The organism is Streptacidiphilus sp. EB103A (assembly GCF_041261405.1).
Taxonomy (GTDB): Bacteria; Actinomycetota; Actinomycetes; order Streptomycetales; family Streptomycetaceae; genus Streptacidiphilus.
In genome coordinates, this window is record NZ_JBGCAQ010000002.1 from 294,010 (window position 1) to 306,325 (window position 12,316).

13 protein-coding genes and 1 pseudogene are annotated in these 12,316 nt (G+C 70.1%); 8 read left to right on the plus strand and 6 right to left on the minus strand.

What is annotated here, in order from left to right:
* Positions 1 to 21 precede the first annotated feature (21 nt).
* The 6 genes from ABH941_RS04270 to ABH941_RS04295 all read left to right on the plus strand — a co-directional run bounded on the left by ABH941_RS04270 (position 22) and on the right by ABH941_RS04295 (position 6,392).
* On the plus strand, positions 22 to 456 hold the full coding sequence (locus ABH941_RS04270; protein WP_370127194.1) for a heme-binding protein: 435 nt from the start codon (positions 22 to 24) through the stop codon (positions 454 to 456).
* A 62-nt stretch (positions 457 to 518) separates the two neighbouring features.
* Positions 519 to 1,352, plus strand: coding sequence for an alpha/beta fold hydrolase (locus ABH941_RS04275; protein ID WP_370127195.1), 834 nt, complete (start codon positions 519 to 521; stop codon positions 1,350 to 1,352).
* 218 nt (positions 1,353 to 1,570) lie between these two features.
* Positions 1,571 to 2,440 (plus strand): aldo/keto reductase, encoded by an 870-nt coding sequence (locus ABH941_RS04280; protein ID WP_370127196.1) that lies wholly within the window; start codon positions 1,571 to 1,573, stop codon positions 2,438 to 2,440.
* Between the two features lie 261 nt (positions 2,441 to 2,701).
* Positions 2,702 to 2,791, plus strand: a complete 90-nt coding sequence (locus ABH941_RS04285) for a WhiB family transcriptional regulator (protein ID WP_370127381.1) — start codon at positions 2,702 to 2,704, stop codon at positions 2,789 to 2,791.
* Positions 2,792 to 2,834: 43 nt separating this feature from the next.
* Entirely contained in the window at positions 2,835 to 3,350 is a 516-nt protein-coding gene (locus ABH941_RS04290) for an STAS domain-containing protein (protein WP_370127197.1), read from the plus strand.
* Between the two features lie 219 nt (positions 3,351 to 3,569).
* Positions 3,570 to 6,392 carry an AAA family ATPase gene (locus ABH941_RS04295; protein WP_370127198.1) on the plus strand — a complete coding sequence of 941 codons (2,823 nt, stop codon included), beginning with the start codon at positions 3,570 to 3,572 and terminating at the stop codon, positions 6,390 to 6,392.
* A gap of 240 nt (positions 6,393 to 6,632) precedes the next feature.
* Here the strand turns inward: ABH941_RS04295 and ABH941_RS04300 are convergent, their stop codons facing one another.
* From ABH941_RS04300 to ABH941_RS04315, 4 genes and pseudogenes are all read right to left on the minus strand, one after another.
* Positions 6,633 to 7,004, minus strand: a complete 372-nt coding sequence (locus ABH941_RS04300) for a LysR family transcriptional regulator (protein WP_370127382.1) — start codon at positions 7,002 to 7,004, stop codon at positions 6,633 to 6,635.
* Positions 6,919 to 7,527 (minus strand): annotated as a pseudogene (locus ABH941_RS04305) (TniQ family protein); the annotation flags it as partial. The pseudogene ABH941_RS04305 and the gene ABH941_RS04300, both read right to left, overlap by 86 nt.
* A 281-nt stretch (positions 7,528 to 7,808) precedes the next feature.
* A complete protein-coding gene (locus tag ABH941_RS04310; RefSeq protein ID WP_370127199.1) occupies positions 7,809 to 8,171 on the minus strand; it encodes a hypothetical protein in 363 nt (120 codons plus the stop codon).
* A 65-nt stretch (positions 8,172 to 8,236) separates the two neighbouring features.
* Positions 8,237 to 8,398, minus strand: coding sequence for a hypothetical protein (locus ABH941_RS04315; RefSeq protein ID WP_370127200.1), 162 nt, complete (start codon positions 8,396 to 8,398; stop codon positions 8,237 to 8,239).
* A gap of 955 nt (positions 8,399 to 9,353) precedes the next feature.
* Here ABH941_RS04315 and ABH941_RS04320 point away from each other — a divergent pair.
* Both ABH941_RS04320 and ABH941_RS04325 read left to right on the plus strand, forming a co-directional pair.
* A complete protein-coding gene (locus ABH941_RS04320) occupies positions 9,354 to 9,686 on the plus strand; it encodes a hypothetical protein (RefSeq protein ID WP_370127201.1) in 333 nt (110 codons plus the stop codon).
* 122 nt (positions 9,687 to 9,808) lie between these two features.
* Positions 9,809 to 10,432, plus strand: a complete 624-nt coding sequence (locus ABH941_RS04325; protein WP_370127202.1) for a hypothetical protein — start codon at positions 9,809 to 9,811, stop codon at positions 10,430 to 10,432.
* An 88-nt stretch (positions 10,433 to 10,520) separates the two neighbouring features.
* Here the strand turns inward: ABH941_RS04325 and ABH941_RS04330 are convergent, their stop codons facing one another.
* Together ABH941_RS04330 and ABH941_RS04335 are read right to left on the minus strand one after the other, a co-directional pair.
* Positions 10,521 to 11,345: a hypothetical protein gene (locus tag ABH941_RS04330; RefSeq protein WP_370127203.1), complete on the minus strand. Its 825-nt coding sequence runs from the start codon at positions 11,343 to 11,345 to the stop codon at positions 10,521 to 10,523.
* Entirely contained in the window at positions 11,342 to 12,286 is a 945-nt protein-coding gene (locus tag ABH941_RS04335) for an ABC transporter ATP-binding protein (RefSeq protein ID WP_370127204.1), read from the minus strand. Before ABH941_RS04335 ends, ABH941_RS04330 begins: the two co-directional genes overlap by 4 nt.
* Positions 12,287 to 12,316: the final 30 nt, after the last annotated feature.

Here is a 12,316-nt window from a genome sequence, read left to right on the forward strand (position 1 = left end):
TGACCTGAAGGAGCAACGGCCATGCCCGTCACGCAGATCTCGCCGGTCATCCTCACTCTGGACGACGCGGCCACGGCCACCGCCGCAGGCGTCCACAAGGCCACTGAGCTCGGGGTACCGTTCACCTTCTCGGTCCTCGACGGCGGCGGCAACACCGTACTGGTGACCCGGATGGACGGCGCGGCGCTCGCCTCCATCGACACCTCCGGGGCCAAGGCCCGCACCGCAGTGTATTTCGGCGCCGCGACCGCAGATCTGGCCCCCGCGGTGCAGTCCGGCGCCCCGCTGTCCTCGATCCAGACCGCCACCACCCTCCCGCTGGCCTTCGTCGCCGGCGGCGTCCCGATCACCGACGCCTGCGGCGTCGTCGTCGGGGCGCTGGGTGCCGGCGGCGGATCACCCGCGCAGGACCACGAGGTCGCCGCCTTCGCGGTCCAGGCCCTGCGCCGGCCCTGAACCGGCCGCCCGCCCCGCGTCATCCCATCCCGTCCCATCCCTCCCGGTTAGGAAGCAAAGCCATGCCCTACATCACCGTCGCCAAGGAAAACACCACCGATGTCGACCTGTACTACGAGGACCACGGCCAGGGCTCGCCCGTCGTGCTGATCCACGGCTACCCGCTGGACGGCAAATCCTGGGAGCTGCAGATCCCCGCGCTCCTGAAGGCCGGGCACCGCGTCATCACCTACGACCGCCGGGGCTTCGGCCAGTCCAGCCAGCCCACCACCGGCTACGACTTCGACACCTTCGCCAACGACCTCGACGTGCTGCTCGACGTGCTGCGGCTCAAGGACGTCGCCTTGGTCGGCTTCTCGATGGGCACCGGCGAGATCGGCCGCTACATCGGCGCCCACGGCACCGCGAACCTGCGCAAGGTCGCGTTCCTGGCGCCCATCGAACCGTTCCTGCTGCAGACTCCCGACAACCCCACCGGCCTTCCCGCCGCCGTGTTCAACGGGATCATCTCGGCCGCGCAGCAGGACCGGTACGCCTGGTTCACCACCTTCTTCAACGACTTCTACAACCTCGACGTGAACCTGGGCACCCGCATCAGCGAGGAAGCGGTGCGCAGCAGTTGGAACACCGCCACGCGCATGTCCCCGTACGCGTCCTCGGCCGTGGTGCCCAGCTGGCACACCGACATGCGCGCCGACATCGCCAGGATCGACGTGCCGGCGCTCATCCTGCAGGGCACCGCCGACCGGATCCTGCCGATCGACGCCACCGGACGACAGTTCACCAAGGCGGTCCCCGCCGCGCAGTACGTCGAGATCGACGACGCCCCCCACGGGCTGCTGTGGACCCACGCGGACCAGGTCAACGCCGCACTGGTGGACTTCCTCGCCTCCTGACACCCACCGTGTGGGCGGGCAGGCGCCGACTACCGCCGCCCCTGCCCGCCCACCGCCCACACCGGCTCCTACGCCTCAACCCGACAACCACGTCACGCCCCGCCAGGACAGGCGCACGACTGTGAGTACGCACTCCCTGGCCCGTTTGGTGTGTGAGGGTCGCAGCGCCCCAGCAAAGCCCCTCCCTGCGGAGGGGAATTCGATCAGGAAGGCAGCTCATGACACAGGAAACCGCACGTCCCGCCGAGGCCTCCGGGGTCTACCGCCTCGGCGGCGACCTGCCCGTCAACCGGCTCGGCTACGGTGCGATGCAGTTGACGGGCCCCGGAGTGTGGGGCGACCCCATGGACCCCGAGGAGGCCGTGCGTGTGCTGCGCCGGGCCGTCGAGCTGGGCGTGAACTTCATCGACACCGCCGACTCCTACGGCCCGGTCGTCAGCGAGCAGCTCATCCGCAAGGCCCTGCACCCGTACTCCCAGCACCTGGTGATCGCCACCAAGGGCGGGCTCTCCCGCTCGGGCCCGGGCGACTGGCGCGCGCTCGGCCGCCCCGAGTACCTGCGGCAGCAGACCGAACTGAGCCTGAGCCACCTGGGCCTGGAGCGGATCGACCTCTACCAGCTGCACCGCGTCGACCCCAAGGTCCCGCTGGCCGACCAGGTCGGTGAGCTGCTCCTGCTGCAGCAGGAGGGCAAGATCCGCCACATCGGCCTGTCGGAGGTGACCGTGGAGCAGATCAAGGAAGCCCGGAAGATCGCGGACATCGTCTCCGTGCAGAACCTGTACAACCTGGCCAATCGCGGTGCCGAGGACGTCCTGGAGTACGCCGAGCGGGAGAACCTGGGCTTCATCCCGTGGTTCCCGATGGCCACCGGCCGATTGGCGCGCCCGGGCGGCCCGCTGGACACGCTCGCCAAGGAGCACGGTGCGAGCCCCTCCCAGCTGGCCCTGGCCTGGCTGCTGCGGCGCTCCCCGGTGCTGCTGCCCATCCCCGGTACCTCCCGCGTGGCCCACCTAGAGGAGAACATCCACGCCGCGCAGGTCACCTTGACCAACGCCCAGTTCCAGGCACTCAGCCAGGCCCTCTGACCAGCTCCCCCCGGCGAGCCCTGCTGCGCTCCCCTCGCCGCAGCCACCCATGGCCTCGGTCAGGGCGGCGGCGATGAGGGTGGCCCTCCAACGAACCCCTCCCGCGGAGAAGACATCAACCATGAGCGTCGGTCCCCTCGTCCCCCTGCTCGACTCCTGGCAATGGCACGCCGGGGCCGCCTGCCGGGGCATGGCATCGGCCGTGTTCTTCTCACCCCCGGCGAACGCGGCCAGCGCCGGCGCAAACGTGAACAACGCGCCATGGAGGTCTGCCGGGCCTGCCCGGTCCTCGATGACTGCGCCGCGTTCGCGCTGAGCACCCGTCAGCCATACGGAATCTGGGGGGCCTGACCGAACGCCAACGCGACACTCCGCACCCCGCGTCGAGGGCCGCATGAACGCAGCCGCCCCGCCCTATCCCGGTGATGCGTCCCCTCGACCCGTTCCGGGGCTGCGCATCACCGGGCAGCGCACCCCGGACGGCAGAACCCTGCGTGTCAGTGGCGAGATCGACCTGCACACCGCACCGGCCCTGGAAGCCGAGATCTGTGCCTACCTGCGCTGCCGACCGGCCGCGATCACCGTGGACCTCAGCGCGGTGACCTTCATCGACTGCTCCGGACTCAACGCCCTGCTGCGCTGCCACGCACGCGCCGTGCACGAGCGCACCACCGTGCGCATCGGACCCGTCAGTGCCACGGTCGCCCGTTTCCGCGCACTGGTGTGCGCCCTGCACCCGCTGCCCGGCGACCTGGTCCAGGACCAGGCACTGGGCGCACCTGTGGAGCGATTCGAGGCCCAGCGCGCCCACTCACACACCATCGAGATCAACAGCTCCCACGTCGCCATGATCTCCCACCCCGGCACCGTCACCCGCCTCATCGAGGACGCCGCCACCACCGCCCCCTAGACACAGCCCGAGAGCCCAGGCCCCCCAGCAGCTACCGGGTGGCTGTTCTTCCAGGGCGGCCGCCCGACGCATAATTTTCCGCACCCGGGCGTTGAAACAGGACGAGGCAGCGCGGTGCGGTGTCGAATAGAGTCGAGGCACTCACGAAATCCGGGATCGTCATTCCACATTCCTTGAGGTGACCGCAGGCCTATTTCACTCCGGAAGAGGCACCTCCGCATGAACGCAGAGCACCAGGGCACCGAGAGTCCAGGCGTCGGGACCGGCCTGACCGGCAGAAACAGCGAACTGGACCTCATCCGGGCAGTGATCGACGACACCGCCCGGCTCGGCGGCTCGTTGACCCTGTTCGGTGATCCCGGTGTGGGGAAATCCGCCCTGCTCGACGCCGCCGCCGATCTCGCCCGCGCCCGGAACATGAGGACGTTGCGGGCCGCCGGGGCTCAGTTCGAGGCCAATATCGCGTTCGCCGGACTCAACCAGCTGCTGGTGCCACTGGTCCCGCTGTTCGCGGAGCTCGACCCGGACCACGAGAGCGCTCTGCGGGTGGCACTGGGCTTCGGCGGCGGCACGACCCCCTCGCGCATCCTCATCTCCACCGCGGCCCTGTCCCTGCTCCTGCTCGCCGCACGAGAACAGCCGCTGGTCGCCATCGTCGACGACGCCCAGTGGCTCGACGACGCCAGCGCCGACGTCCTGTCGTTCGTGGCCCGCCGGGTCGCCGGAACCCGCGTGCGCATGCTCACGACGGTCCGCACGACCGGGGAGCCCCTGCGCATGCGCGGCGACGTCAACAGCCTCACCATCCGTGCCCTGGACCACTCCCAGTCCGAAGCCCTGCTGCTCACCCGCTACCCGGACCTGGCCGGGCACGTGCGCCGGCGCATCGTCTCCGAATCCCAGGGGAACCCGCTCGCCCTGGTCGAGCTACCCGCGACGCTGACCTCGGACCGCTACCCCACGGCGGAGACGCTTCCCGCCGTGCTGCCGCTGACCGAGCGGCTCACCCGGATGTTCAGTGCCCGGATCGCCGCGCTCCCGCCGGAGACCCGGGACCTGCTCCTGCTGCTCGCCCTGGACGGCTCGGGCCAGGCGCTGTCCGAGGAGAGCGTGGTGGGACCCGATGCCGCCACCCATCTCGACCTCGCCGAACGCGAGCGCATCATCGTCGTCGACGGCCGCCACTCGATCGTCTTCCGCCACCCGCTGGTGCGCTCCGCCGTCGTCGAACTGGCCCGCCCCGAGCAACGCCGCAGGGCCCACCGGACACTCGCCGACTGCCACCGCGCCGATCCGGGACGCCGTGCCTGGCACCTCGCCGACGCGTCCTTCGGCCCCGACGAGGAGGTCGCCACCCTCCTGCAGCACGAGTCGATCCAGGCACTCAAACGCGGAGACCCCTCCGCGGCGGTGGCGGCGATGACACGATCGGCCGACCTGAGCCCGGATCCCGAGCACCGATCCCAGCGCCTGGCCGGGGCCGCGTACTTCGCGGCCGAGGTCATGGGAGACCTGCAGTCGGTCTCCCAACTGCTCACCGACGCGCGCCGCCTGGACGCCAACGTCGGCTCGCTGGCCACCGCCTCGGCCGCGGCCTCGCTCATGCTGTACTCCGACGCGGACGTCGTCTCGGCCTTCCGGGTGCTCACCACCGCTCTGCGCGCCCCCGAGGCGGAGCCGACCGCGGAGGAGATCAACGCCGCGATCTGGGTCCTGTCGGTGATCGCCTCGCTCAACGGGCGCAAGGAGATGTGGGACCCCTACCTCGAACTGGTCGACAGGTACCGCGACATGCTGCCGGAGGGCCTGCTGATCCGCTCCGAGGTCGTGTCCAATCCGGCCCTGGTCTCCCCGGAGGCACTGCACGCCCTGGACCAGGAGATCGCGACCCTGGCCACCGAACTCGACCCCGGGCACATCATCCGCGTGGGATACGTCGCCAACGACGTCGACCGCCTCGCCGACCTGCGCGAACCGCTGCTGCGCGTCTGGCAGGACGCCGCCCGCACGGGCGCCGTCGCCTCCGTCACCAACGCGCTCATGCTGCTCTGCGCGGAGAGCTACCTCGCCGGGCGATGGGACGACACCCAGCGCTTCGCGGAGGAGGGACTGGAGCGCGCCGAATCCTACGGGTACGTCAACTTCGTCTGGTTCCTGCACTACAGCAGGGCACTCGCCGCAGCCGCGCTCGGGCAGCAGGAGGAAGCGGAGGAACCGCTGGAGGCAATGCTGGCCTGGTCGATCCCGCGTCAGGCCTTCATCGTGCCGCAGCACGTGTACCGCGTACGGACCCTCGCGGCGATCGGCCGCGGCGACTTCGAGACGGCGTACGCGGAGGCGACCAGGATCAGCCCCCGCGGACTGGAATCCGGCACCGCTCGGCAACTGCAACTGTTCGTCGCCTACGACCTCGTCGAGGCGGCCGTTCGGACCGGCCGGTCGGACCAGGCGCGGGACTACGTCGAGGCGATGCTGCGGATGGGCATCTCCAGGATCTCCTCCCGCTGGTCGATGCTCGTGGCCGCGGCGCAGGGGCTGGTGTCCGAGGGGGAGGCGGCGAGCGCCCACTTCGAGCGGGCCCTCGCAGCTGCGCCCGAGAATCTGTGGCCCTTCGAGCGCGGGCGCGTACTGCTCGCCTACGGCGAGCACCTGCGCAGGGAGCGGGCCACCGTCGAGTCACGCGTACGCATCAACGCCGCGCTGGCGATCTTCGATCGGCTGCGGGCCGCACCATGGGCCGAGCGCGCCAGGAACGAACTGGCGGCGACCGGAGTGTCCCGGCGGCAGACCGGCTCGACCGACATCCTGCTCACTCCGCAGGAGTTGCAGATCGCGGCGCTCGCGGCCTCGGGGCTGACGAACAAGGCAATCGGCGAACGGCTCCACCTGTCCGCCCGCACGGTCAGCGGACACCTCTACAACGTCTTCCCGAAACTCGGCATCACCGCCCGCGCCGGCCTGCGCGACGCGCTCACCGCCCTCACGACACCGGAGGACCGGCCGCCGGGCGCGGTGGCGCGTCAGGACCCCGACGACCGGTGAGCCGTCGGAGTCCTGGTGTTTCGTCGGGTCAGCTGTCGACGACGATCCGGCTCGGGCAGCGCCGTCCCCAGCGGCCAGATGCGCCTGGCCAATCGCGTCGGGGGTCTAGCGGCGGGGACCCAGCGGGCGGTAAGCACGGGCAACAGGGTGAACGCGCCGGATGACGGACTGGAGAGCAGCGATCAACGCCACCGGGCGAACGGCGGGCAGGCACAGCTGCGGTCCAGGACGCTGCGCTCGTCATTCCTTGTGACCAAACGAGGGCGGGGCGTTCTCGGCAACAGACGCCTCGATTTTCGACCTGTGCTGCGGCCTGTGGAGGTCACTGAGTCGGTCGGCCCACTGCGCGGTGACGGCGAGTACTCGCTTGCCGAGGCGGGTCGGACGGGCCGGGTGGCCGTGGCCGCCGTGGATCAGGAGTTGGCCGTCAAGGGTTCTCTCCAGTCGGCGGATCTGCCGTGCCACCGTGGTCGGATCCAGGCCCGTTTCGCGAGCGAAGGCCTTCAGGGAGGGAAATCGGGCGGCTTCAAGGAACCGCAGTAGCTGGCGCCGGCCGCTGCGGGTTCCGACGGCTGGCCGCAGCAGCGGCGGGAACTGCTCCGCTCCTGCGATGGTCGGCGCCTGTGGCCGCCTTCGGGAGGCGTGCGCGTCCCCTAGTCCGCCAGCAGCGGGAACGGCAGGGAGCAAGCGCCAGCGTCCGGGTGTGGTGCGGCGGGTATCGGAACCGGGCTCGTCGGACGCTGTCCGGTCCCAGATCGGGGCGTTCACACAGGCCAGGGCTCGGAATGTTGATACCGGAGTGCGGATAGCGTCGCTGCCGGGCCCTGCACTGCGGACAGGTGTCGGCCAGTAGCCGGCGGTGGGCCACACAGGCGTAGGACCAGCCGAACCTCCAGGACAGCTGCCACCGACCCCCGGTCTCGGCAAGGCAGTCGGGGCAGAAGCGCGAGCCGGCTCCCGTGCCCTGGCTCCAGATCTGTCTGCGGTGCACAGCGCCCCGGTCACGGTCGATCAGCAGGGCGCGCTGGTCGAAGTGCTCCAGCGTCGTGGCGCGCAGAGCCGTCAGCGTGGCACCGGTCGCCGTGGCCAGGCGCTCGGCCTGTGCCGGGTCGAGACAGAACAGCCAGCGTGCGCGTTGGCGCCCAGGCGTCGTGAACTCGTCGAGTAAGCCCCACCTCGGTCAGGAACTCGTTCATAGGGGTGCGGAGCTGGGCGGCCTGGGCCTCCAGCCACGAATCGAGGGCCTCCCGGGGGACCGGCGCAAGCCGTAGCGGCAGCGACCGCGTCGGCTTCACTCCGAGCCCACCGCCGGCTTGGCTCCCGGAGGCGGAGGCCCCGTCGGGATGCTGGTCATGGTCCCGTGTTTGAAACTCAGCTCCGTCGCCTTCCGGGCCCGCTCCGCTGCGGCGTCGAGCTTCACGCGTTCGAGGAGGCTCTTGTCCAGGCGTTCGGCGCCCGTCCGGGCAGCGCGCGTTGGCAGCCCCTGTTGATCAGTGTCATCAGCGAGCCGATATGGCCCGAGGAGCGGTAGTAGAGGTAGTCGGACAGCTCCTCGGCGAGCATGCCGGGGGACTTACGGCTGAGCACGATCCGCTGTTCGATCGCCAACAGCAAGTAGCGCCACTCCCAGTGCTGCTTGTCGGTCCCGAGCCCGAACACGTCCATGGTCAGCGGGGTGGTCCGGCGGCCGGTCTGCGCCAGCGTGATGTCACCCATCTCGCTGGCCTCGGAGTACAGGCCCCGGTCCTCCAGGCCCATACCGATGAAGATCAGCGTCACCGGGAACTCGTTCGCGATGTGCTTGAAGTGGTTGCTGACCTCCCTCCCGTTTTTATCTGTCCACTTCAAAAGTGCAGGTCATCGACGATCAGGACCCTGGACTCGCACTCCAGCACCCCGGTCACGAAGGCCGGCGCTCGACGCAGTTCGTCGCTCTCGGACAGCGGCGTGGCCAGGTCCGTCGTGAAGTGCTGGCACCACAGCAGTCGCAGGACTGCCGCCCGCACCTTCCACTGCGGGTGGCGCGGAAAGGCGTGGAACGCCTCGCCCAGTGACGCGCCGTACAGATCCGTCTCCCGGATCTCTGTGAGCAGGTGTCAGGGCTTGACGTCGACGACCAGCGGCACGTTGCTCTCCCGCAGCGGAGGAAGTCCGGGACATGGCGACGCCGTCGGTCGTCCGCTGTGGTGGACAGGAGGAACGGCTGGGCGAAGACGGCCCTCACGTCTTGATCGAAGTCGGCGTAGGGCAGGCGTGTCAGCTCCAGCCTGGACTCGTAGACGACGTGGTCACGCATGGTTCCGGACCAGTACGTGCCCGAGTAATGCTTCTGGCCGTACTGCCACCGGAACGTCCGCCAAAACACCGACGGCTCGAAGATGTCGACACCCGTCGTCGGCCAGGACCGGTCCTCGTTGATCGTCCCGTCCATACGGCGAAGGCTCATTGACACTTCGCCAACACGAGACATGGCCCAACCCCCGGACTGCACGGACGCAGGAGGAACCCTCCGGCCCAGACCAGCTGAGACATCCTCACCATCGCGCCGGCGGGCGCCACTGCATAGTTCAGGACCGGGAACAGCACTACTACGAGTGAACGGTCAAACGGGAGTTCGTCTCAATTCCCTGTCCTTTGGGACAGACGAGGGACACCGCCAATGAGAAAAGGACATCAGAAATGCGAACCTACACCAGCACTCATCGGATAGATCGGTGTTGTACGGCAAGCGGTCGCTCACGCAGAACAGCCCAGCACCGCCGCATCGACTGGCCAGCACGGATACGCGAGAATCACTCGTTCGAGTGACGGCATATCAGACATCAATTCACATACCGCCCTCTCGGGCAGGGACGTTCGGGCCCTGCTGCGGACCCTACGGGCCCTCGTGGCCGGGGCCGGTCACGGAGCACCGTAGAGGTGAGCGGCGATGCGGCCGCCAGACTTCACAGGGAGCACGTGATGAAGGAGTTCGACGGCTCGGCACCTGACCACCTCTCATCCGGCGGGCGGTCGATCCAGGACGCCCGCATCTACCTGTACTGCGTCAGGTGCACCGTCCGACTCGTCGCGGTCCTGGAGAGTCCCGCCCTCATGGCCGCCATGGTCGAGGACACCTGTCTGCGCATCGCCGTTCAGGACTGGCACGGCAGGCTGCCGTCCCGCCGGCACCGCAGGTCGCTGACCCGCTGGCATGCCGAGGGGGCCTTCCTGTGCCGCCAGGCGCAGCGTCTGGGGGCGGTGGCGGAGCAGGCGCTCGCCGAGGCCCCCGGGGCCCGTCCGGAGCCGTGCTGAGCGCCGGGAACGGGACCTTCGGGCCCCTGGCAGGGCCGCATGCCCTCTGCGAACTGCCTTACCACAGCTGGACATTGAAGGGGCAACGACAACTCGCCCCATGACCGGAAGGAACGGGCATCATGGCACTCCACCAGAACCCGCAGCAGCACCTCCGCCTCCACCTCCCGACCTGGCGCCGGAGCGCGGGCGCCACGGTCGCGGCGACCTCCGAGTCCGCCGTGACGACGGCCATCGCCGCGTACGCCCTGGCCGCCACCCGGACCCTGCTCGGCTTCGTCTTCCTGTGGGCCTTCTTCGACAAGGCCTTCGGCTGGGGCTACGCGACTCCGGCCGCCAGGAGCTGGGTCAACGGCGGCTCGCCGACCAAGGGCTTCCTGAAGGGGGTCTCCGCCGGCCCGATGGAGTCCACCTTCCACTCCTGGGCCGGCAGCGGCCTGGTCGACTGGCTGTTCATGCTGGGCCTGCTCGGCATCGGCATCGGTCTGGTCAGCGGCGTCGCGCTGAAGCTCACCGCCGCCGCCGGGACCGCGATGATGGCCTTCATGTGGCTGGCCGAATGGCCGCTCGCCCGGCACACCTCGGCCGGTGCGGCGACCATGTCGAGCAACCCGGTCGTGGACTACCACGTCATGTTCGCGGCCATCATGATCGCCGTCGCGGTCAGCGCCGCCGGCACCGCTTTCAGCCTCGGCAGGCTGTGGGCCCGGCTGCCCTTCGTCAGCCGTAACGGCTGGCTCCGCTGACGCCGGCCCCCGAGCCCCGTGCGGGCGTCGCATCGGCGACGCCCGCACGGGGCTCGACTTGTGCCCGCTTCCGGGGTGACCGCCGGTTTCAGCGGGCGAGGTCGCGGCGGGTCAGCAGGGCAGTGGCCGCGGCCAGGCCGGTAATGCCGACGGCGGCTAGGACAGTGAGGGAGAGCCAGGGCACGGTGCCGTGGGCCAGGGCGTCGCCGGGCGTGTAGTAGTGGAAGGGTGTGACGAAGCGCAGTGGCGCAGCGGGAGACCAGGCCTGCGCGATGAAGTTGACGGCGAATCCGACCGCGCCGAGGGCGACCGTGGTGCCGACGACCTGCGCGCGCCGGCTGCCGGCGGCCGAGACCGCGAGGGCGGGGCCGGTCAGGGACAGGCAGAAGCCGCAGCCGAGCAGCCCGGCGATGAACACCCCGCTGAGCGGGACCGCCCGGTGCAACTGCGGGGTGAGGGCGACTCCGGCGGCGATGGTGAGCGTGGCGGCGGCGTTGAGCAGTACGACGGTGGCGGCCAGGGCGGCGGTGCGCTCGGCGAGCAGCCGGATCCGGGAGAGCGGACGCACCATCAGGAGTTCGATGGTGCCGGACTCGACGTCTGCGGCGACTGTCGCGGCGGCGAGGGAGCCGATGGCGGTGAGCTGGATGGCGATCCAGAAGGGGTGGACCAGGCCGGCGCCCAGCAGGCCGGGGTAGGAGGCGATGGAGACGTCGCCGTTGGAGCCGCTGAAGGCCTTGAACGCACCTGGGGGCTGTCTGCCCGCGCCTACGGAGAACAGCTGGGTGGGCGCGATCGTGCGGGCGACGACGACGATGAGTGCCTCGAAGACGACCAGAGCGGCGGCGAGGGCGGCCAGCATCCGGCGGCGGCGGTGCAGGGCCAGCCAGAGCAGCGGGAATCGGCCTCTCATGACGGTACCTCAGTCTCGTCCTCGGGGCCGGAGCCGGAGCCAGGGGTGCGGTAGAGATCGAGGAAGGCCTCGTCCAGTCCGGCTTCCTCGACGGTGAGGTCCGCGACGGGCAGGGCGAGCAGTTCGCGCAGGGTGGTGACGAGCTGGTCCGGTGGGACGAGCAGGCGGACCCGGTCACCCTCCCAGAGCGGCGCCCATTGCTCGGCGGCACCGAGCGGCCGCCGTCCCAGGGCGTCAGCGAAGGTCAGCTGCACCCTGCGGGCGCGTGCTTCGCGCAGGGCCGCGACGCGCTGGACGGTGACCATGCGGCCGGCCCGAACGATCGCGACCCGGGCGCAAGCGCGCTGGACCTCGGGCAGCACGTGGCTGGAGAGCAGCACGGTGCCTCCGGCCGCGGCGGTCTCGGTCAGCAGGTCGAAGAAGGTCTCCTGCACCAGCGGGTCCAGGCCCTCGCTGGGCTCGTCCAGCACCACCAGTCGGGGTTGGTGCTGGAGGGCCTGGACCAGGCCGAGCTTCTGCTTCATACCGCGGGAGTAGTCCCGGACCGGCCTGGCGAGGTCCTGCGCGTCCAGCCCGAGGCGTTCGCACAGCTCGTCCCGGCGCGGTGTCGGGACGCCCTGAAGGTCGCCCAGCAGGCGCAGGGACTGATGTCCGGTCAGTTCCGGGTAGAGGCGGAGCTCGCCGGGCAGGTAGCCGAGGGCCGGGGCGAGCCGGCGGTGGTCCGCGATCGGGTCGAGGCCGAGCACCCGGATCCGGCCCGAGCTGGGACGGAGCAGGCCGACCAGGCAGCGGATCGTAGTGGTCTTGCCCGCGCCGTTCGGGCCGAGAAAGCCGAAGACCTCCCCGCGCTCCACGGTGATGTCGAGATCCTCGATACCGGTTACCGGACCGTATCTCTTGGCCAGTGACCGCAGCTCGATCGCAGCCGTCGCTTCGTCCATGGGCGGTTCTCCTCGTGCCTGCTGCTGCGC

What these genes read in the sequence shown, in the direction of transcription:
- ABH941_RS04325 (WP_370127202.1), top strand. Translation starts at nt 9,809, where the DNA reads ATGGCACTCCACCAGAACCCGCAGCAGCACCTCCGCCTCCACCTCCCG.
- ABH941_RS04320 (WP_370127201.1), top strand. Translation starts at nt 9,354, where the DNA reads ATGAAGGAGTTCGACGGCTCGGCACCTGACCACCTCTCATCCGGCGGG.
- ABH941_RS04335 (WP_370127204.1), bottom strand. Translation starts at nt 12,286, where the DNA reads ATGGACGAAGCGACGGCTGCGATCGAGCTGCGGTCACTGGCCAAGAGA.
- ABH941_RS04280 (WP_370127196.1), top strand. Translation starts at nt 1,571, where the DNA reads ATGACACAGGAAACCGCACGTCCCGCCGAGGCCTCCGGGGTCTACCGC.
- ABH941_RS04275 (WP_370127195.1), top strand. Translation starts at nt 519, where the DNA reads ATGCCCTACATCACCGTCGCCAAGGAAAACACCACCGATGTCGACCTG.
- ABH941_RS04285 (WP_370127381.1), top strand. Translation starts at nt 2,702, where the DNA reads ATGGAGGTCTGCCGGGCCTGCCCGGTCCTCGATGACTGCGCCGCGTTC.
- ABH941_RS04330 (WP_370127203.1), bottom strand. Translation starts at nt 11,345, where the DNA reads ATGAGAGGCCGATTCCCGCTGCTCTGGCTGGCCCTGCACCGCCGCCGC.
- ABH941_RS04270 (WP_370127194.1), top strand. Translation starts at nt 22, where the DNA reads ATGCCCGTCACGCAGATCTCGCCGGTCATCCTCACTCTGGACGACGCG.
- ABH941_RS04290 (WP_370127197.1), top strand. Translation starts at nt 2,835, where the DNA reads ATGAACGCAGCCGCCCCGCCCTATCCCGGTGATGCGTCCCCTCGACCC.
- ABH941_RS04295 (WP_370127198.1), top strand. Translation starts at nt 3,570, where the DNA reads ATGAACGCAGAGCACCAGGGCACCGAGAGTCCAGGCGTCGGGACCGGC.